Genomic DNA, 19,497 nt, shown 5'->3' with positions numbered 1-19,497 from the left:
CGTATGTCGGCTCGACCCGGCTCACTCCGGGGTCGCGCTTCCTACCGGATCAGCCTGACGTCGACCGGTAGGTCGAGATCGGCCCACGCGCGGTCAGCGGTCAGCACGACGGGCGGGTCACTACGGACGGCGAGCGCCAGACAGCACCGGTCGCCGAGCGAGAGGCTCGTGGCGCCGGGGAGGGCCCGCATCGCTCCCGCCAGCTCGGCGTCCTCGGCGGTCACGGGTTCGATGGTCACTCCGGCAGAGGTGATGAGTTGGCGAAAGCGCCTCACGTCCAGATCGGCGTCGACGAGCTTGCCGACGATCTCCGCGAGGTTCGCAGCCCCCAACAGCCCTTGGGGCAGCTCTGCGGCCACGACGTCAGCGCCGGGCTCGTCGTGGATGAGCGCGAGCAGCGCAGATGCGTCGAGGACCGTCATTCGCCGGCTGCAGCGGCGAGGCGTCGTTCAGCCAAGAGCTCGTCGACCAGTGAGCGCCCGCGAGGCAGCGACGAGACAAAGGACCGCAGCTCTGCCACCGCGTCCCGTTGGCGTTCGATCACGACGCGCTGCCCCTCGACATGCAGGTGCACCGCGTCTCCCGGTACGAGCCCGAGTGCAGCACGGACCTCGGCAGGGATGACCAAGCGTCCCTGCTGACCCAAGGTGACTGTGGCATCCATAAGTCTATCGTGGCACGCCCGCAGGCAACGTGCCACCCCCTCGCTCGGCCATACTCGCCCGCCGAGACTCACCCGCCGAAGGGCTCGAGCGCGAACCTCCCCCACGCGATGAACGCGAAGGTCACGAGGAAGAACAGGTCGCCGACGAGTAAGGTGTACTCGCGCCGACGGAACCTGGTCGTACCCGCGCCGGTCATGAAGAGCACCAGCCCGCTCGCCGCCAGCGGCACGAGCACCGGGGCCACCCCAACCGCCGCGGGCAGGACGAGGCCTAGCGCGCCCACCGTCTTGATCGTGCCGATGGCCTTGAGCTGGCCCGCGGTGTAGTCGTCGACCCAGTGCTGCGTCACCGACAGCTCGCGGTACCTCCCCTTCGGGAGGAGGATCTGGGTGAGGCCGCCGATGGTGAAGGCGGTGGCCAGGACGATGGCCATGGTCCACAGCAGGGTGTCCATTGCAGGCTCCTTGATCGGTTACGTCAGCCCGTGCGGGCTCGTCATCTGTCATGACGGCGACCGGAAGCGAGAGGTAACGGGATGAGCGACGAGGCGCAGCTGGCGCGGGACTTCGATGCAGAGCGAGCTCGCCTGACGGCGCTCGCGCAGCGGATGCTCGGGTCAAACGCGGAGGCGGAGGACGCAGTGCAGGAGGCGTGGCTGCGCCTCAGTCGGCAGGCGGCCGGCACGGTGGACAACGTCGCCGGGTGGCTGACGACGGTCGTAGGCCGGATCTGTCTGGACGTGCTGCGCTCACGGCGGAACCACCCGCAGGCGAGCCTAGACGAGCGGCTGCCGGAGCTCGTCGTGACCGAGGACGAAGGGGGTCCCGAGGACTCCGCGGTCGTCGCCGACTCCGTGGGGCTCGCCCTGCTCGTCGTGCTCGACACGCTCGGTCCGGACGAACGCCTGGCCTTCGTGCTGCACGACATGTTTGCCGTGCCCTTCGCGGAGATCGGCCCGATCGTGGGGCGCTCCCCCGATGCCGCGAAGATGCTCGCCAGCCGCGCGCGGCGCAAGGTGCAGGGCGCTCCTGTGACGGGCGAAGGGAGGGCCCGCCAGCGCGAGGTCGTCGACGCCTTCGTCGCGGCGGCACGCGAAGGGGACTTCGAGCGACTCCTGGAGCTGCTCGACCCGGACATCCAGTGGCAGACCCACCACCCGCACGGTCGGGTCGTGCGCCTGGGCCGCACCGAGATCGTGGCCGCCGCCGACCGTGGCCTGCGCGCCACCGGTGTCGTCCGCCGGGTGCTCGTCAACGGCGAGCCCGGCATCCTCACCTGGTCCCGCTCCGGCAAGCCGCTCGGCCTCATGGCGTGCACCGTCTCCGGTGGGCGGATCACCGAGGTGGTGGCGGTCCTGGACCCGACACGGCTCGCCTCGATGGACCTGCCCAGCCCCCACGGCCCTACCTGATCTCGCCGCGCTGCGGCATCTGCGCCTCCTTGTAGGCCGACAGGGCGGCCGCCTCGTCGGGGTCAGTCTCGGCGAGCAGCTCGAGCGCTTCCCCGTCGGAGTCCATGTAGTTGGGTCCGGGGACCCACGCGCTGACCAGCGGCACGCCTTCCCACGCCCCGCCGCGCGCAACGGCGACGACAGCGTGCGACCCGCGCAGGTCGAGGTCCACGCGCCGCACCCGCGCCTTGACGAACTCCGGCGCAGAACCGACCCGGGCCATCGCCGTCACCGCAGCAGCCTTGAAACCGTCGGCGTCGAACTCGGCGCGCACGACCTGTCGGCAGTCGGTCGCGGCGGCCGGCTCCTCGGGTGTCAGCGCCGAACCCACCTGTGCGACACCGGGCGCCGCGCCCAGGTCTATGGAGTCTTGGGCAGACCACACGGGAAGTCGACTGGTCCAGAGTTGCGGTTGACCCTCCGCATCCGTCGGCAGCCGTTGCAACTCGCTCGCGAGGAGATCCCGGCGAACGGTCGCGGCCCGCCACGAGTGACCGCGCTCCGGCAGACCGTCAGCGATCTCGGCGTGCCAGAGCGCCCCGTCGTCGAGCATGGCGACGACTTCGTCGACGGCCTGCCACACCTGCGAAGGGGGCACCCTCGGGTGAGCGCGGACGCTCACCACGTCGATGCCGTCCTCGGATTGTGGCTTGGCGACGACGACGGGTCCGGCGGCGGTGGTCTCGACGATCGTCTGCAGACCACCGTGGAGCTTGAGCACTCGGCTGCCCTCCGTCACGAGGCTCTCGGTCCAGCGCGGCTCGAGGACGAGCGCAGTGGCGAGGACGACTCGGGTCAGCTCGTCGACCTGCAGAGGGAAGGAATCGATCAGTCCGCGGGTGTGCTGCGAGGCCCATGCGTCGAGCGCCATCTGGTCCGGGACGGGGCCCTCCACATCGACGGGGGTCGTGACGTCATCGGCAGCCCACGCACCCACTGCCGCGGCGAGGGTGGGGTGCGGCTCCGCGAGCAGCCGCCGTGCCACTGCGCTCGCCTCGTCGGCCGGTATCCCGAGCGTCTGCTCGAGAGTCACGCGATCGTCACCGCCGACGTGCTCGGCCGCCGACGCGAGGAGCAGCCAGAGCCCGGCGTGCGAGACGACCGGCGCGATCGCCTGGGCGAGCTGGTCGCGGCAGCGGGCGGCGTACTGGGTGATGGCCCTCGCGACGGTGCGATCAGGCGCCGGCACCGGCGTGAAGTCGGCGCGTCCCCCCTCCACCTCGTTGCGCTGGCCGCACGTCAGGCACTCGACGGTCCACATCCCGGGGACGATCAGGCATCCACCGAGTCGTTGCCCCGGCGTGGCCTCGACCTGCTCGGCAGATTCGGCGGACGGCATCCCCATGACTCGCTCGTGGGTGGCGTGGGAGCCGCAGCGGTCGCACCGCAGCCTCGTCGTGGTGCTGGGTTCGCTCATGGCTACCTCCCGGGTGCGGGGAGCCGGATGGCTCCACTCATGGACCGACCGTCGAGGAAGGCCCAGATCAGCTCTGCAGCGACAGGGTGGCTCCAGCAGGCATGGTCATCCATCCGCCGTCGGCCGGTGCGGTCGAGCGAGCTCTCCGGGACGAAGACGCCGGGCCAGTTGTCCGTGGGGTTCCAGCCCTCGACCCACCACCGATCACCGAGCCTCTTGACCTGGGCCCAGGCACCGGTGAGATCGTCGGTGACGCCCGCAGGGTCGTTGTCGGGACTGAGCGTGGTCAGCAGGACCATGAGGTGCTCGAGACCGCGGAGCCGAACGGGCGCATCGGCCCAGCCACGGATCCAGCTCCGCTCGTACTGTGGCTCTGGCTGGACGAACTGCTCGACCTGCACCTCGGTGATCGGCCTCTCGAGGACCATCGTGCCGGTCATGGTCTCCCCTCCCCGTGGCCCACCCGGCCACACCTGAAGGTTCCCATCGAGCACCGACAACGCGAGCGGCTGGAGCACGCACGGCCTCGCTACATTCGGCGAATGCGCACCGCCGGAATCGACCTGTCCACTCGTCCGAGGAAGACCGCCGTCGCCGTCATCGACTGGGGAGAGGACTCAGCGGCGGTCGTCGACCTGTCGGTGGGCGGCCACGACGTGCCAGCCCTGTGCTACGTCATCGAGGCCGTGGACAAGACCGGGGACGACTGTCCCTTCGGCTGGCCGAACCGTTCCTCGACATCGTCTCGGCACATCGCGACGGCCGCCGTCCGGATGTGCCCAGTGACGTCGATGGCTGCCGTGTCACTCCGAACCAAGGACCCCTCCTTGACATGGACTGGACGGAGCCCACGCTCAGTCGAGCCGCAGGCCATCGTCACCGACCACATGGGTGCCACCGCCACGCTCTGAACGGGCAGCCTCTCCGGCTTCATGCGTCTGGTGTGGTGGTGGAATGGTCGGGAGGCACGCTCATCGAGCGTGTACCCGGCTACCCTCACGCACAGGAGGGTCAACACTCCAGACGCAAGGCGCCACAGGCTGCGGAGATCGGCTCTGGCCTCGTCGGCTCGATCCAGAGCACGTCGGCTGGTTGGGCTTCGGCAGTCATGTCGGCCCTTGGCGCACGACCGACGATGCCCTCAACGCGGTCGTGTGTGCAGTCGTCGCGCGCCTGCACGGCGACTAGACCAGTGATGCCAATCCACGCGGGTAGCTCCTGCGGTCGATGGGTGGACCGCCCTACCACGCAAGCGGTCACGAGCCGGCGACCGGCATGATCCGCGCGCACCACGCCCACCTGGACTGCCCCAAGAACTGATCACGGAAGCACAAACTGCACGAGCCCCCGACTAGAGTTTGCAGACCGGAGCCAGAGAGGACGCCCGTGGCGACACCAGAACAGTTCATAGTCGACAACACCGCTGACGAATGGAAGGCGCTGCAGTACCTCCGAGAGTGGTGCGACATCAGCTCAGCCATCGACATCGCAACAGGTCATTTCGAGATCGGCGCGTTCCTCGCGCTGGATGGGGCGTGGCAGAAGGTCGACAAGATCCGCCTGCTAATTGGAGGGGAAACCAGTCGCACCACTGCCGACGCGATCGCATCCGCCCTCGATAGGTCGATCGACATGGAGCGGCAAGGGGGCGACAGCTTCCTCACCGGCGTCGACGCCGTCGTCGAGGGCATCCGGGCGGACAAGATCGAGATCCGTGTCTACAAGCCAAAGAAGTTCCACGCCAAGGCGTACATCACTCACAGCAAACTGCAGGTGGTGGGGTCGGCCGCACTTGTCGGATCCTCGAACTTCACTCGGCCCGGGCTGACCCAGAACGTCGAGCTCAACGTGAGATTCCAGGGCCCCGAGGTCTCAGACCTGCAGGCTTGGTATGAAGAGCACTGGGAGCAAGCATCGCCCGTGAACGCCGAACTGCTTGCCGTGCTCGAGCACAACACGCGTGACTTCACCCCATACGAGGTGTACGCCAAGGCGCTTCAGGCGCTCACCGCCAACGTCACCACGACTGACAAGACGTGGGAGGAGTCCGAGTCGGTCATTTACCCCCTGCTCGCCCCATACCAAAGGGAAGCCTTTCACTCGCTCGTGGAAATGTCGCGACGCTGGAACGGCGGGTTCCTGACAGACGGCGTCGGTCTGGGCAAGACGTTCGTCGGCCTGATGCTGACCGAGTACTACGCCGTACGTCACCGCAAGAACGTTCTGATCATGGCCACGAAGACCGGGCAGGACGCGGTGTGGAACCCCGAGCTGAGGGACCGGCTGCCGGACCTGTTCGGCCAGTTCTCGAATGTGCTGGTCCGAGCCCACACCGACCTGACGACGCAAAAGGGCGCCGACGAGATCGAGCACCTCGCCAAGCGTGCCGACGTCATCATCATCGACGAGGCACACAACTTCAGAAACCATGGAAAAACGCCCAATGACGAGAACCCGTGGGGATCGCGCTGGTGGCGCATGCACAAGATCTGCGAGGGGAAGAAGGTCTTCCTGCTCACCGCCACACCCATCAACAATTCACTGTTCGACCTAGTACACCAGGCGGAACTCTTCACTGGAGTCGATGAAGACGACTACTTTGCCAGCATCGGCATCAACAGCTTGCGCAAGTACACGGTGGAACGGGAGAAGCCTTTTAAGGCCTCGATCCCAGACAATGCCGAGATTACGGCCTTGATGGCTCAGGACAAGTTGCTCCAGTCAATTATCCACCAGAACAGTCGCGCCTACGCAATCCAGAGCTCTAAAGTGGCCGGCGGGAATGTCATATTCCCCGAAACCCAGAAGCCTCGGGTCGTCGAATACGAATTCGGCACCCTATACTCACCCCTTTTCGACGAACTCCAGAACGCTTTTAACAGGGCGACTCCGCTCTTCATCCTACCCATGTACTACCCATTGGCGTTCTCCACCAACAAAGAAGTTGACGCAAAGTCCGAAAACCGGCAGAAGCAGGTCGTCGCACTGATCCGGACGACATTCCTCAAGCGCTTCGAATCAAGCCTGGCTGCCTTCGCTGGTTCTTGCCTGGACTTGTCAGCGAAGGTACTTCGGTGGCTCGACGTGAACACCAAGGTAGACGCCATCCAGGAGGCTCGCCTATCAGCCTGGCGTATCGCAAACGAACCCACTCTCCAATCAATCCACGACCGCTATCGCGCGTCATTGGACGAGGTCTGGCACGAAGAAGACCTGACGGAGGAAGAGCTCGACGAGCTGGAGTACAACCTCGTGGGCGGAGATTACAACCTGCAAGAAATGATCGACGCAGCCTTCGATGACCTCAATCAGCTGCACACCTTCATGGACCTCATCCTGTCCGGCGCCGGAATCGACAACAAGTACCAGAGCCTCCGCAGCCTCCTCCTCGGTCCGTCGAAGTCGGAGAAGGCCAAGAAGGTCCTGAACCAAGAGGTCTTCACGCCAGAATTCCAAAGCGAGAAGGTCATCATCTTCACGGAGTTTGCGGACACCGCCCGCTACCTCGAGGAGCAGCTCCGCAGCGACGGGTTGACTGAAGTCGATCGCATCGACGGCACACGCGGCAACAACCGTTACGCGATGATCCAGCGATTCGCCCCCTTTTACAACAAGGTGCCGGCCGAGGTGCGCAAGAAGCACATGCCCTTGCGCGTACTCGTGTCCACCGACGTGCTGAGCGAAGGCGTCAATCTCCAAGATGGCACCCTGCTCGTCAACTACGACATTCACTGGAATCCGGTTCGACTGATGCAGCGCATTGGCCGAGTTGATCGACGCATGAACCCGGATATCGAAAAGGAGATCATCAAGGCCGATCCCACACTCAAGAAGTCGAGGGGTCACATCCAGATTCGTAACTTCCTCCCCCCGGCAGAGATTGACACCCTGCTCACACTCTACAACCGGGTTCACAGCAAGACTCTCATGATTTCCAGCACCCTCGGAATCCCGGGCGGAAAGTTGATCGACGAGTCCGACATCTACAACGACGTGAAGGTCTTCCAGGCATTCAAGGACGAGTACAACGGAGAGATCGCCCCCATCGAGGAACTTCGTCTCAAGTGGCTCCAACTGGTCCGGTACGACCCCGGTATGGAGGAGCTCGTGACTCGCCTGCCGGACGGCATCTCAGCAGCCAAGGACGGCAAACCTAGTGGTGTGTTCGTCTGTCGTCAGGTCCCGGTGCTCACGAAGGGCAACGACGATGAGGCAGAGGCCGAGTGGACACTCGACCCCGGGGAGATCGAGTGGTCGCTCCGCACTGCAGACGGAGTCGAGCACGCATTGCACACAGTCGACGGCGCGATTGAAGCCCAGGTGACCACTCCGGCTGCCACGTTCAGCGACCGGACTGAGGTCCACAGAGTCCTACGTGAGCTCGAACGCGACGAGACCAAACGGCTCCGCAAGCAGACCCAGTTGCCCTTGGACGCCCCGACCCCGAAGACGCTCTGCTGGATGGAAGTGCGATGAGTGCAAACGAGACGCACCTTCGGCGACTCTTGACGTCCGCCCCCCAGTCCACCGATGACCTGATGACGTTGCTGCTGGATGGGTTGGGTTGGCCAATCCCGGACGGAATGACGTGGGACGACCTCCAATTGGAGTGGGAACCAGAGGAGCTCCATCTCGACCCGCAAAAGGTCGCGAAACTCAAGCACATCTCACAGATTCCTCGGCTGAAGAAGGATCAGGTCTTCGGTGTCTGGGTGCTTGAGTTCGCTGGGGGCCAACTGCCAGTTGGCGCGATTCGTCGCCTCGTGCAGCGTCTCGTCAAGAACCAGCGGGCTCGAAAGGGAAGCGGCACGCACGCGCAATGGAATCTCCCCGACCTGCTCTTCTTCTGCCTCTCCCAGAGCAACGAACGTCTGCTGCACGTGGTCAATTTCCGCGAGAAGGACGGCAAGCGTGTGCTCAATGTTCTCTCTTGGAGCAACCAGCCAACCTCTGCCCGACTCGATCTCTTGCTGCGTCGCGGCGTACCTGACCTGCTCTGGGACTCCCCTGACGGCCCGAAGATTGTGCTCAGCCCTGAGTTCGGCAAGGGTTTCCGGGGCTACCGCGAGGGCATTCGGTCAGCAAGGGCACTGTCGGCCCGGATGGCTGAGGTCGCTCAAGACGTCCGAGACGAAGTTCTTTCGCTGTACGAGGTCGAGACTGAGGGCGGCCCGATACGAGCCCTCTTCAATGACGTGCGCAAGCAACTACTAGGCGACCTGACACCCGACCGGTTCGCGGATGTCTATGCCCAGACGATGGTCTATGGGTTGCTCACTGCGCGCATCGCGCACCCCGAGGAGTTCAAGGCTGAGCAGTCCGTCTCTGCTCTAAAGTTCGACAACGAGTTCCTGGACGCGATCTACTCGCGCTTCCGCGATGACTCGGACGGGGTCATCGACGTTGATGAGCTGGGCATGAACGAGCTTGCAGAGCAGCTGGCTATCACGGACGTTGACGAGCTCCTTGCCGACTTCGGCGCGGACAACCAGCGCGACGACCCAGTCGTCTACTTCTACGAGGAGTTCCTCGCGCGCTACGACCCTGATCAGCGCAAGAACCTCGGCGCGTTCTACACACCCCTTCCGGTGGTGCGCTACATCGTCAAAACCGTCGACGACGCGTTGAAATCGTTCGGATTGCCGCTTGGGGTCGCCGATACCACCACTTGGGCTGAATACGTAAAGGCTCACCCGGCCATCGACATTCCACAGCGCGCCAAGGCCGACGACGCCGTCGTCTCGATGTTCGATCCCGCGAATGGGACCGGCACCTTCCTCGTCGAATGGCTGCGCCAGGCGCGGCGCAACGACAAAGAGTCCGGAGAGGCAACGGCCCTTGCCCACGCCTCAGCATGCGAGATCTCACTCGCCTCATACGCAGTCAGCCACCTCAAGGTCTCACTCGACATTTCCGAGGATCAACGAGAGAAGGCGCGCCTTCCCATTTACCTCGGTGACACGCTTGGAGCCAAGCATCCACCTGTCATTGATGCCTTTGCCGACCCGATCAGCACGGAGGGCGCCCACGCGGATGAGGTCAAATACGACTGGAACCACAATGTCCTGATCGGCAACCCGCCCTATGACCGGGTCGAAAGCAACGGCACTGGCGGCTTCATCACTGCGCTTCAGGAAGGTGCCTCTCGATCACTGTTCGACGACATCTTCGACGACGCCAAGAAGCACGTAATTTTCAGTGCCCACGCCAGTCTCTACAATCTGTATGTCTACTTCTGGCGCTGGGCGATATGGAAGGTGTTCGAGAAGAACACAGGACCCGCCGTCGTCTCGATGATCACCGCTTCCTCGTGGCTCGACGGCCCCGGCTTTCTTGGGCTCCGCAGACTTGCCCGAGAGGTCGCTGACGAGATCACCGTCGTCGATCTGCACGGGGACAACAAGGGCACCCGCAAGGACGAGAACGTGTTCGACATCGAGTCACCGGTTGCGATCGTGACCCTCGTCCGCCGCGGGAACGGCGATCGGTCAACGCCCGCGGAGGTGCACTACGCCAGTTTCCGTGGGACACGGGCTGAAAAGCTCAGCGCACTCGACGCCCTCGCTACGGGAAGCTCCACCCTCACCACCGTCAGCGCAAGTACCGACTGGCATTCGCCCATGATCCCAGCCGCAGGTGGGGCCGACTGGGTCACGCATCCCAAGGTGACCGACCTGTTTCCCTGGCAGCAGCCGGGATCAATGATCAGCCGGACGTGGCCGGTTGGTCCGACCAAATCGCTGTTGCAGCAGCGCTGGAAACTCTTCGTCAGTACCGATGTGCCCGGCGAACGGACGACGCACTTCTCGCCCACGAAGACAGGGCGAGGCATCTCGACCAGGGTTCCGGGCATGACCCCGCTCGCTGACCTGAAGTCGGACGCTCCACACGAAGCAATCGTGAGATTTGGGATGCGGTCCTTCGACCGCCAGTGGACGTTTGACGATCCCCGGCTGGCCAAGACGGAGAGCCCTTCCCTCTGGGCCTCCCAGTCAAAGCACCAAGTATTCCTCACGACGATGACAACTACCAGCCTCGGCAGCGGACCAGCGGCAACCCTCACAACCGCCGTGCCGGACAAGCACCACTTTCGCGGGTCCTACGGTGGCAAGGACGTCGTTCCGCTATATCGCGACGCCAAGGGAACCCCCAATGCAGACCCCGCAGCACTGAACGAGATTAGCAACCACCTCGGTATGACGGTCACCGTCGAGCAACTCTTCGCCTACGTGTTCGGAGTACTGGCAGGCACGGACTACACGGAGCGGTTCCACGAGGCCCTCGAGACTCCCGGTCCTCGAGTCCCCCTCACATCTGACCCAAGCCTGTTCGAGGACATGTCGGAGCATGGAGCGAGGCTGATATGGCTTCAGACGTTCGGCGAGCGGTACGGGACCAACTCGTTGTCGACTTCAGGCATTTCGTGGAAGGCTGAGCCGTCGCGCCTTCCGGACGGGAAGACAGACATCGAGTACGACTCAGCTACGGAGACGTTGCAGGTCACGGACGGGGTGTTGACCGGCGTTCCCGAAGACGTCTGGGCGTTCGAAGTCAGCGGCATGAGCGTCGTCTCCAAGTGGCTTGGCTATCGCATGTCAAAGCCTGCTGGTCGGGCTGCCTCGAGCATGTCCCCACTCGACCACATTCGACCGACGACGTGGTCATCCGAATGGAGCCACGAGCTGGTCGAGATCGTCGCCGCCATCAAGGAATCACTGGCGATGGTCCCTCACGGCGTGTCCTTGCTCGACAAGATCCTCGATGGCCCGCGCATCGGCGCGGACCTACTGCCAGAAGTACCCCCGTCCCTTCGCCAGCCGCCGAAGCCCGGCAAGGCGTCCCACAGCGGTCGATCACTATTCGACGACGACGAGCACCCAGGATCCGTGGAGGAAGGGATCTGATGCCATTCAAACCCAATCTGTCGGTCAAAGAGGGCCTCGATCATCTCGCCACACGCCTTGACCCCATCATTGCTGCGAAGTTCAAGAAGGAACTCGGGGACAACCCGTGGACTGTCGTTCTAGAGATCATTGACCAGAAGAAGGGTTACGCCGGAAGCTACCAGCACTGGACCTACGACCTTCAAGCTCAACTGCGCATGCTTACCGAGCGTCTCGGCGATTTCGGGTTCCCTTTCGATGACCACCAACGGACCGTTAGCACACTCGGAAATGAACTTCGAATCGTGCGCAAGCAGATGGCCCACATGTACAACTTCTCTGTCGAGGAGGCATTTCGCGCCAACGACTTCTGCGTTCGGCTTCTTGAGCACTTCGGCGACCATGATGGACATGCGGAGGCTCTGCAGATTCGGCAAGCGGCGCTGGCAGCCATGGCCACCGAGGCGGGTCTGACCAAGCAGCCCCCTACCCAACCGCCCCCGACGTCTTCGCCTGCCGTCCTCGTCGGACCACCTGAGTCTCTCGCTACTACCGATGCCGATTCAGAGCCGGACCTGGTGGCGCCAGAACGGGAAGTACTAGAGCGCGAGCCCAGCATCATCGGATCGGGACGCCTCTCGTTCGAGCCATGGATTGTGGTCCAGGTCGGCACCGTCGATGTCCTCGACGACCTCCCCAAGAAGGTTGCCAAGGAGAAGGTGCGGACGGTGGCGGTAGAGATTGCGACCTACGAAGGACCAATCAAGATTGATCGCCTCACAGATCTCACGGCTCTGTCCTTCGGACTCCAAAGAGTTCGGGCGTCCAGAGCGAAAAAGATTTCATACCAGATTCGGCAAGCGGGCCTCTTCGTCGACGATGAGGGCTTTGTCTGGCCCCGCGAGATCGATCCAGCGTCGTGGTCCGAGTTCCGGCCGAATGACAGCGCCGCTGGCCGCTCCTTCACAGACATCAGCTGCGTCGAGATCGCAAATGCGGCGAGGTTCATTGCTGCGAAACATCCGGAAATGCCCGAAGGGGAACTCGACGTATCAGTCCTTCAGACTTTCGGGCGTCGGCGCAGGACCAAAGCAGTAGTTGCCCATCTGGAGAAGGCGAAAGAATTGATGTAGGTATACGACGTGGCTCGTGAGGTCTCCGGCCGGGGGCGAACCACATTGTTGAGCGTCGATCATTGTGGGCCGAACGTGGGGCGTTCGGTCACTTGGACGCAGTCATCCAGCGTCTCGACACAACCTGATGAACGCCCCCAGCCCGAGCAGCCCCTGCACACTGCTCGGCATGTACGACGTCAGCGCCTCCGAGCGGATGATCACCGTCTGCCACTGAGCCCGAGAGACCGCGACGTTGATCCGGTTACGACTGAGCAAGAAGCCCATGCCTCGGGGCACGTCACCGTGCGACGACGCCGTCATCGAGACCAGCACGACGGGCGCCTCCTGCCCCTGGAACTTGTCGACGGTCCCCACCCGGACACCGCCGAGTCCGGCTGCCTCGAGCGCCTCGCGGATGCACACGACCTGGGCGTTGTAGGGGGCCACGACGAGCACGTCCCCCTCCCCCAGCGACCGCGGCGACGCCGAGTCCTCCGGGTCGGTCCACGTCAGGCCCAGGTGCGAACTCACCTGGGCGACGACCTCGTGGGCCTCCTCCACCGACAAGGTGCGGTTGCCGGTGTGCGGCACCTCCACCACGCTGACGCCCGGTTCCATCTGCTCGAGCTGGCGCTGCGACGCTGCAGTCGCGGAGACGAGCTTGCCGTCGTAGGAGAGCGTCGAGACCTTGCGGCACACGTCGGGGTGCATCCGGTAGGTCTCCGCGAGGAAGTAGCCGTACTCCGCGGGCAGTGTGTCGTGGACGCCCATGATCCAGCCGAGGGCCGACACGTCGACGGGCTCCGCGTGCACGCCCTGGCTGACTTGGGGCAACTGCTGAGGGTCGCCGAGCAGCAGGAGCCGCTGGGCGGACAGCGACGCCGCGAGCGTCGGCGCGAGAGCAAACTGCCCGGCCTCGTCGACGACCAGCAGGTCGAGGCTGTCCCGAGGCACCTGCCCTTCGTTAGTGAAGTCCCAAACCGTCCCACCGACGACGCACCCCGTCCCCGTATGGTCGCCGAGGAAGGGCTCGAGCTTGTCGAGCGCCACCCACGGCGGGTCGTCGGTCTGGGTCTTGCGCTTGGCGACAAGGTCCGGGTCGAGCCCCGCCTTGATGACACCCGCCAGCATGTTTTCGACGACGGCGTGGGACTGAGCCACCACGCCGATTCGCCAGCCGTGCTGCTCGACGAGCCGCCTGATCACCCGCGAGCCGGAGTAGGTCTTGCCGGTGCCGGGCGGTCCCTGAACGGCCACATAGGAGGAGTCCACCGCCAGCAGGGCACCCACGACGTCGTCGATCGTCGACCCGGTGTGCGGCAGCGACGTCGAGGAGCCGGTGAGCCGCGGGGCTCGACGGGCCAGCAGGTCGAGCCCTGCGGACCGCGGCAGGTCCAGACCGTCCAGAGATCGCGCCCCCACGTCGTGCAGCGCCGCCTCGATGCTCTCGCCCTTAGGCGGGGCGCCGGGCACCAGTGCCACCGGCCGCTCGGGGTAGGTGTCGGCCGGATTGACGCTCTCGATGACCGTGACCGTCCGAGGGTCGTCAGGGTCGGTCGTCATCTCGTAGGCGGCCTTGGCGACGTACATCGCGGCATCCTCGTCGGCGGCACCACTCGGCGGCGGAGCCGGACGCACGACCCCCGGCTTGCCACCGGGCTTGCTCCCGGGAGTCCAGTCCCCCACCAGGCGCACGGTCCGGCGGTGGTTCCGGGCCTTCCCTTCGGGCTTGGCCCAGTCCGACACCACGTCGGCGGACTCGACGATGAAGACGTCGCGGGTCTCCGCCCAGTCCGCCACTGGGTGGGCGAGGCGATCGTAGTGCCCCCACCAGTACTGCTTCTGCTCGCGCCGGTAGTAGTCGAGGGCGGTCGCCAGCATTGCGTAGGCCTGTTCCTCCGCGGTGCGATCGGTGCGCCGCTCGGGACCCGACCGCTCCATGAGCGCGATGAAGACCGGATCGTTCACCGAGAGCTCGTTGCCCTTCGTGTCCTTCTTCCGCGTGACGACCTCGTCGCTGACCTCGGCTTCGTCGGCCCTCTCGAGCAGCCAGTCCCGCAGACGTAGCGTCGACAGGCAGTCGTACTCGTTGTAGTCGGCGAGCGACTCCAGGCGATGGGCGGCACCGTCCGGGTCCGCGGCACGCATCTCGCGGTACTCCACGTAGGCCGCAATTGAGCCCGCCCCGTCGGCGACGTCGCTCTCGCGCAGCTGGTCGCCCATGTAGAGCGGCTCGAGCTTCTTGATGCTGTACGACGGTTGAGAGACCCGCACGGCGGCACGGACGGTCGCGTAGAGGTCGACGAAGACCTGCGAGCGCAGCAGGTCGTCGAGCTCCTTCTCCTTCGTCTGGTAGCGCATGGCCAGCCGCTTCAGGGCCGTCGTCTCGTAGGGGGCGTAGTGGTAGATGTGCATGTCCGGGTGCGTGGCGCGACGCGCAGCGACGTCGTCCATGAAGGCCACGAAGGCGGCCCGCTCCTCGGCCCACGAGTGCGCCCACGTCGCCGTGTAGTGCTCGTCCGTGTCGAGGACACCCCAGAGGTACTCCAGCCCCACCCGGCTCGGGTCGCCCTCGTCGTAGAGCGGGTCCCCCTCGAAGTCGAAGAAGAGGTCCCCCGGTGACGGTGCCGGCAGCTTGGGCAGGGCCTTGCCCGCGCCCGCGGTGAGCTCGTAGCTCACGTGTCCGCTCGCCATCTGCTGCAGCTGCAGCACCGCCTGAGTTCGAAGGGAGTCAAAGGTGCCCGTGGCCATCGTGGCCGGCTTCTCGGTCGCTGCCGCAAGCTCGCTGACCGTGGTGATGCCGGCGGCTCGCAGCTTCTTGCGCTGCTCCATCCGCAGCCCGGCCACGAGGATCACGTCGCCGGAGTCGGTGACCGCCTGGTCGCAGTCGGGGCAGCGCCCGCACGCGAGGTAGCGGTCATCGCCCCAGGCGACAGCGGAGTCCTGGGCAGTGTGATCGGCGATCAGCTGCCGCAGTCGGTCTCGCCGCTCCTCAAAAACTGGAAGAACATCGACGAGCGGGAAGTCGACACGCTGACCGTCACCGAGCAGGAGGGAGACGGTCGACGACACCGGCAGGCCCGCGCGGTGCAGCTGGTCGGCGTAGGCGCCGAGCTGGATGAGCGCCTTGGGCTTGGCCGACCGGGCGAGCTTGGCATCGCACACCCGCCAGACGTCCTCAGCCCGCTCGACGAAGTCGGCGTAGCCGAAGAACTCCCCGTCGGAGAAGGTCGCCTGGTAGACGACGTCCGCGCTCGAGGCGAAGGCCGCGAGGGTCTTGGTCCGGGCATCGTCCAGGGCATCGGTGGTGAAGGGCCCTGCCAGATGCGCCATCTCCGCGACGTTGCTGCTGGCACGCAGGTCGTCCAGCAGCCTCCCTTCGTGGTCATCGCCCAGGCGAGCAATGTGGGCCTGGAGCGGATCCTCGGCCGGGAGGACACGCTCGACCCGTCCGAACTTGTCGTCGAGACGGCGCAGGAAGCCGAACTCGCACTCGGCTGCCGCCGTCAGGTCCGAGGCGCTCCAGTGAAGGTGGTCGTCGAGCAGGAACACGCGCCTTCTACTCCTCTCGGTCCCAGACGTTGTAGGTCTCGATCTCGGCGTCGGTCAGGGGCTCGTCCCGCGTCAGTCGGGCGGCCTCCTCACGCTCGGGCTCCGGCGCCTCTGACATCGACGTCTCGGGAGCGGTGCCGTCAGGGCGGAGCGCGTTGATGAGAAGGAGGTACCTCTGCGACAGCTCGCGGACCTCCTTGTAGGCCGTCTCCACGAAGAGCGCGATCTGCTCGTCCTCACCGATCGGCACGTAGCCGTACCTGTCCATGTGCGCCTCGATGCGCTCCAACGCCGCCTCGTCAGCGCAGAACTCGGCGTAGCCCTTCTGCCCCTTGGTCTGGTTACACGCGTGACATGCGGGCACCAGATTGCCCAAGCGGTGCTCGCCGAGGCTCACGCGGTTGATCGGCACGGCGTGATCCATGACCCGCTTCCGCTGGGGCGACCCAGCATCAAACGGGGTTCGGCAGTACGCGCAGGCGTTGCCGAACTCCTCCGTCACCCGTGCCCAGTCGTCCGCGGTGAACGACTCACTGCCGAGGTTGCTGAGGAGCGTACGAACGAAGTAGTTCTGGGCGTTGCCCACGGGCGCGCCGCGGAAGCGGGCCTTGGAGACGGCGCCAGCCTGCAGCTGGTTCGTCTTTGCCTGCACCTGCTCCGAGGCGACGGCGCTGGCCTCCTCGGCCGATGCAATGCCTCGAGCCTGAAGGAAGCCGAGGAAGTTCTCCCGGTGCTTCTCGTACCACTGACTCGACACCCGGACCTCCTTGCCAAGGACGGTGTAGGTCTGCACCCAGTACTTGGCGTTGTCGTCCTCAGCGATGTCGGAGACGACAGAGAGGAAGGGCCAATAGATCCCGAACTCCGACTTGGACACCTGCAAGTCCCGGAGCCGGCCGAACTCCTCGGGGTTTCGCTCGCAGTAGGCGAGGATGGCCGGAATGTTGGCCTTGACCAGCTGGCCGATCTTCGGGCCGCGCTGAGAGCTGTCCGTCTCGTTGTTCATGGGGGTCTCCTGGCTGTTGAGGTGGTTCAGAGCTGCCGTGAATCCGCGGTTCGGCGAGGCGTCCGGCAGTGCCGACACAACCCCCTTCGTCGCGGTGTGGAGGTCCACGCCGCTGATCATGGCGTACGCGATGCCCACCGTGGGGGTTCGGGACTGGGCGGCGACGCAGTGGATGAGGACCTGGTGGCCTTCGGCCCGAAGGGAGGCGACCGTCCGGGCTGCGTCCGTGAGGACGAAGTTGAGGTTGGGATTGGCCTCGGGCTGCGGCTCGTCGATGAGGCGGAAGGGCACGTGCACCACGCCCGTCGGCACCTGCTCGGAGCCGGTGAGGCAGAGGCTGACGACGGCGGTGATCTCCTCCGGCAGCTCGTCGAGCGCCAGCACGTTACCGAGCCAGACGCCCTCGTCGCAGGGGTGCCGCACGAGGACCGGCCGGTGCGCCTGGTGGTAGGCGATCCGCGCGACGCCGGGCCAGCCGTAGGCATTGGGCCGACCACCGCGAACGGCCAGGGTCGCGGCCTCGACGAGGTCCTCGGCCGTTTTGCCGGGGTAGCCGTGGACGATGCGACGCCACTCGGCCGGGACCGCAGACGCGCCCCATCGCGCACCGAGCAGGCCGCCGGCGATCGCCGCAACCGTATCGGTGTCATTGCCGATACGGATGGCGGTGTCGAGCGAGTGCTGCAGGTGCAGGCACGGCACGTCATCCGGCACGGGCGTGTGGTGGATCGCCGACCACGCAGCCTGCAGGGCTGTGACCACGTAGCCGTTGCGCGTGAAGGTCGCCGGCTCTCGGGACTCCGCCTCGTCGATGCGGGCGGTCCAGAAGTCCTGCGCTTCGTCGGACAGGTATGGCAGGCCGACGCGCACGTCGAGCTCGCCCTCGAGTACCGCGTGCCGGATCGCGTGCGACCACAGGACGCACGCCTGGCCGGCGCGCTCGTCGGTGTGGGTGAGCGCGGAGATCGCCTCGGCCGCGGCCGTGAGGCGCTGCGGGTCGTCGAGGTGGGCCAGCGCGACCGGTGAGGTGCGCATCAGCGAGCCGTTGCCGCCGGTGCGTCCTGTGCGGGCGTGGAGGGCGGCTGCGGCTTGGGTCATGTGGGTGCTCAGGTCGCCTGGTTTCGAGGCTCGTCGCAGAGCTCCTCTCTCCTCAACCAGCGTGGGGTTGGCTCCTCGCTCCTCAACCAGCGTGGGGTTGGCTCCTCGCTCCTCAACCAGCGTGGGGTTGGCTCCTCGCACCTCAACCAGCGTGGGGTTGGCTCCTCGCTCCTCAACCAGCGTGGCGCCCAGGACCTTGCGGGTTTGGGTGCCGATGTCGGCCGGTCCGGAGGCGTACCAGGTGAGGAAGCCCTGGGCGATCTCGTCGAGCGCCTCCGGGGAGGCGAGGTCCGCTCCCTTCGCCGCGGTGGCGAGGACTGGCCACGTCATGGCCGTGTCGTCGGTCCACTCGCCGGGCGCGAAGTGGCCGAGGCCGCCGCCGATCATGCCGGGACCGTCGGGACCGACTGCGGCGCAACCGAACTCGTAGCCGGCGCCGAGGGCATCGCCCACCGCGGAGCCGAGGGGTGCGCCGCAGGCGCGGTCCATCTGTGCACTGGTGAGCCGCATCAGGCCACCTCTCCCCCGACGCGCAGCGCCAGGTCGTCTCGGGTCTTCATGGCGTCGAGGAAGACCTCCATGGTCGTCATCAGGTGGTGCGGGGCGAAGGGCATGGTCTCGACCGTCGCCGTCTGGACGATGTCACGACCGATGACCTGCCACCAGACCCACGCGTTGGAGCGGTTGAGGATCCCGGCTTCGACCGCGGCCTGCCGCCGCGAGCGCGCCCCGTGGGCCACGCGGGTGCTGATCACGATGGCCGGCGCGTCCGGCAGCACCTGCACCCAGACCCGCTGGCCGAGGTGCTCGACGAAGAGATCGTCGTCCTCGTCGCGGTCGACGTCGTAGACGCCATTGAGAGCGTCCTCGACGATGTCGACCAGCGCCTCCCGGTCGGTCTCGGCGTACACCTCGGGAGCTGGGCGCGGCCCACCCGTCCACGCCAGACCGAGGACCTCCGACAGCCGCGCGCACGGACCGTCCGCCCGGTGCGTCAGCAGCTGCGGGTGCGGGACACCGACGATGTTGCGCAGCACCATGCTCGCCCGGTGCACGATGGGCTCCCGGCCGTTCGCGAGGTCCTCGGTGTACTCGACCTCCCCGACCGTCGCGCGGAAGGCACCACCCTCGATATGGAACTCCACCATCGGGACCTCCACCTGCTCCCCCACCTCGAGGACCAGCCGGTCCTGCGGGTAGCCCATCGCCTCGACGAGCGTCAGCAGCTTGCGCTCGAAGGCCTTCCACGCGGCATTGATCTCCTCGACCCCCGCCGTCATCTCCTGCTCGGTCATGGCCATCACTTCCCCT

General features: G+C 65.7%; 13 protein-coding genes. 5 read left to right on the top strand and 8 right to left on the bottom strand.

The genetic code is table 11. The features are described 5' to 3' along the window. Window positions 1-41: 41 nt before the first annotated feature. From H7A72_RS06280 to H7A72_RS06270, 3 genes are all read right to left on the bottom strand, one after another. Window positions 42-422 carry a type II toxin-antitoxin system VapC family toxin gene (locus H7A72_RS06280; protein WP_185222004.1) on the bottom strand — a complete coding sequence of 127 codons (381 nt, stop codon included), beginning with the start codon at window positions 420-422 and terminating at the stop codon, window positions 42-44. Further along, window positions 419-664, bottom strand: coding sequence for an AbrB/MazE/SpoVT family DNA-binding domain-containing protein (locus tag H7A72_RS06275; protein ID WP_185222003.1), 246 nt, complete (start codon window positions 662-664; stop codon window positions 419-421). Before H7A72_RS06275 ends, H7A72_RS06280 begins: the two co-directional genes overlap by 4 nt. Before the next feature lie 68 nt (window positions 665-732). Further along, window positions 733-1,119 (bottom strand): DoxX family protein, encoded by a 387-nt coding sequence (locus H7A72_RS06270; RefSeq protein ID WP_185222002.1) that lies wholly within the window; start codon window positions 1,117-1,119, stop codon window positions 733-735. 81 nt (window positions 1,120-1,200) lie between these two features. Here H7A72_RS06270 and H7A72_RS06265 point away from each other — a divergent pair, with 81 nt between their 5' ends. Next, on the top strand, window positions 1,201-2,076 hold the full coding sequence (locus H7A72_RS06265) for a sigma-70 family RNA polymerase sigma factor (RefSeq protein WP_084450536.1): 876 nt from the start codon (window positions 1,201-1,203) through the stop codon (window positions 2,074-2,076). Here the strand turns inward: H7A72_RS06265 and H7A72_RS06260 are convergent. Both H7A72_RS06260 and H7A72_RS06255 read right to left on the bottom strand, forming a co-directional pair. Next, a complete protein-coding gene (locus H7A72_RS06260) occupies window positions 2,069-3,532 on the bottom strand; it encodes a hypothetical protein (protein WP_185222001.1) in 1,464 nt (487 codons plus the stop codon). The two genes, H7A72_RS06265 and H7A72_RS06260, sit on opposite strands and share 8 nt — an antisense overlap. Before the next feature lie 2 nt (window positions 3,533-3,534). Then, window positions 3,535-3,972, bottom strand: coding sequence for a hypothetical protein (locus H7A72_RS06255; protein WP_185222000.1), 438 nt, complete (start codon window positions 3,970-3,972; stop codon window positions 3,535-3,537). Between the two features lie 102 nt (window positions 3,973-4,074). Here H7A72_RS06255 and H7A72_RS06250 point away from each other — a divergent pair, with 102 nt between their 5' ends. From H7A72_RS06250 to H7A72_RS06235, 4 genes are all read left to right on the top strand, one after another. After that, on the top strand, window positions 4,075-4,443 hold the full coding sequence (locus H7A72_RS06250; RefSeq protein ID WP_185221999.1) for a DUF429 domain-containing protein: 369 nt from the start codon (window positions 4,075-4,077) through the stop codon (window positions 4,441-4,443). Window positions 4,444-4,918: 475 nt separating this feature from the next. Further along, window positions 4,919-8,008, top strand: a complete 3,090-nt coding sequence (locus H7A72_RS06245) for a helicase-related protein (RefSeq protein WP_185221998.1) — start codon at window positions 4,919-4,921, stop codon at window positions 8,006-8,008. A 62-nt stretch (window positions 8,009-8,070) separates the two neighbouring features. Then, the gene (locus H7A72_RS06240) at window positions 8,071-11,436 is read left to right on the top strand and encodes a type ISP restriction/modification enzyme (RefSeq protein WP_185221997.1); all 3,366 of its coding nucleotides are present in this window, start codon (window positions 8,071-8,073) and stop codon (window positions 11,434-11,436) included. Further along, a complete protein-coding gene (locus H7A72_RS06235; RefSeq protein WP_185221996.1) occupies window positions 11,436-12,548 on the top strand; it encodes a Swt1 family HEPN domain-containing protein in 1,113 nt (370 codons plus the stop codon). The genes H7A72_RS06240 and H7A72_RS06235 overlap by 1 nt, the downstream gene beginning before the upstream one ends. A 102-nt stretch (window positions 12,549-12,650) precedes the next feature. Here the strand turns inward: H7A72_RS06235 and H7A72_RS06230 are convergent, their stop codons facing one another. From H7A72_RS06230 to H7A72_RS06220, 3 genes are read right to left on the bottom strand one after another with little or no spacing between them, the layout of a single operon-like run. After that, complete coding sequence (locus H7A72_RS06230; RefSeq protein ID WP_185221995.1) at window positions 12,651-16,082, bottom strand: bifunctional RecB family nuclease/DEAD/DEAH box helicase; 3,432 nt, start codon at window positions 16,080-16,082, stop codon at window positions 12,651-12,653. 7 nt (window positions 16,083-16,089) lie between these two features. Next, the gene (locus tag H7A72_RS06225; RefSeq protein WP_185221994.1) at window positions 16,090-18,696 is read right to left on the bottom strand and encodes an ADP-ribosylglycohydrolase family protein; all 2,607 of its coding nucleotides are present in this window, start codon (window positions 18,694-18,696) and stop codon (window positions 16,090-16,092) included. Then, window positions 18,696-19,481, bottom strand: a complete 786-nt coding sequence (locus H7A72_RS06220; protein ID WP_185221993.1) for a hypothetical protein — start codon at window positions 19,479-19,481, stop codon at window positions 18,696-18,698. The genes H7A72_RS06225 and H7A72_RS06220 overlap by 1 nt, the downstream gene beginning before the upstream one ends. Window positions 19,482-19,497: the final 16 nt, after the last annotated feature.

This window comes from Janibacter sp. YB324 (genome assembly GCF_014217915.1).
Classification (GTDB): Bacteria; Actinomycetota; Actinomycetes; order Actinomycetales; family Dermatophilaceae; genus Janibacter; species Janibacter indicus.
The sequence above is the reverse complement of the archived record's forward strand: the minus strand, read 5'-3'. Positions and strand labels throughout refer to the sequence as shown.

Bases quoted from the DNA above. Each gene is read 5' to 3' on its own strand.
- H7A72_RS06225 (WP_185221994.1), bottom strand. From the start codon at position 18,696: ATGCGGCTCACCAGTGCACAGATGGACCGCGCCTGCGGCGCACCCCTC.
- H7A72_RS06235 (WP_185221996.1), top strand. From the start codon at position 11,436: ATGCCATTCAAACCCAATCTGTCGGTCAAAGAGGGCCTCGATCATCTC.
- H7A72_RS06240 (WP_185221997.1), top strand. From the start codon at position 8,071: ATGACGTTGCTGCTGGATGGGTTGGGTTGGCCAATCCCGGACGGAATG.
- H7A72_RS06270 (WP_185222002.1), bottom strand. From the start codon at position 1,119: ATGGACACCCTGCTGTGGACCATGGCCATCGTCCTGGCCACCGCCTTC.
- H7A72_RS06250 (WP_185221999.1), top strand. From the start codon at position 4,075: ATGCGCACCGCCGGAATCGACCTGTCCACTCGTCCGAGGAAGACCGCC.
- H7A72_RS06265 (WP_084450536.1), top strand. From the start codon at position 1,201: ATGAGCGACGAGGCGCAGCTGGCGCGGGACTTCGATGCAGAGCGAGCT.
- H7A72_RS06255 (WP_185222000.1), bottom strand. From the start codon at position 3,972: ATGACCGGCACGATGGTCCTCGAGAGGCCGATCACCGAGGTGCAGGTC.
- H7A72_RS06275 (WP_185222003.1), bottom strand. From the start codon at position 664: ATGGATGCCACAGTCACCTTGGGTCAGCAGGGACGCTTGGTCATCCCT.
- H7A72_RS06280 (WP_185222004.1), bottom strand. From the start codon at position 422: ATGACGGTCCTCGACGCATCTGCGCTGCTCGCGCTCATCCACGACGAG.
- H7A72_RS06260 (WP_185222001.1), bottom strand. From the start codon at position 3,532: ATGAGCGAACCCAGCACCACGACGAGGCTGCGGTGCGACCGCTGCGGC.
- H7A72_RS06220 (WP_185221993.1), bottom strand. From the start codon at position 19,481: ATGACCGAGCAGGAGATGACGGCGGGGGTCGAGGAGATCAATGCCGCG.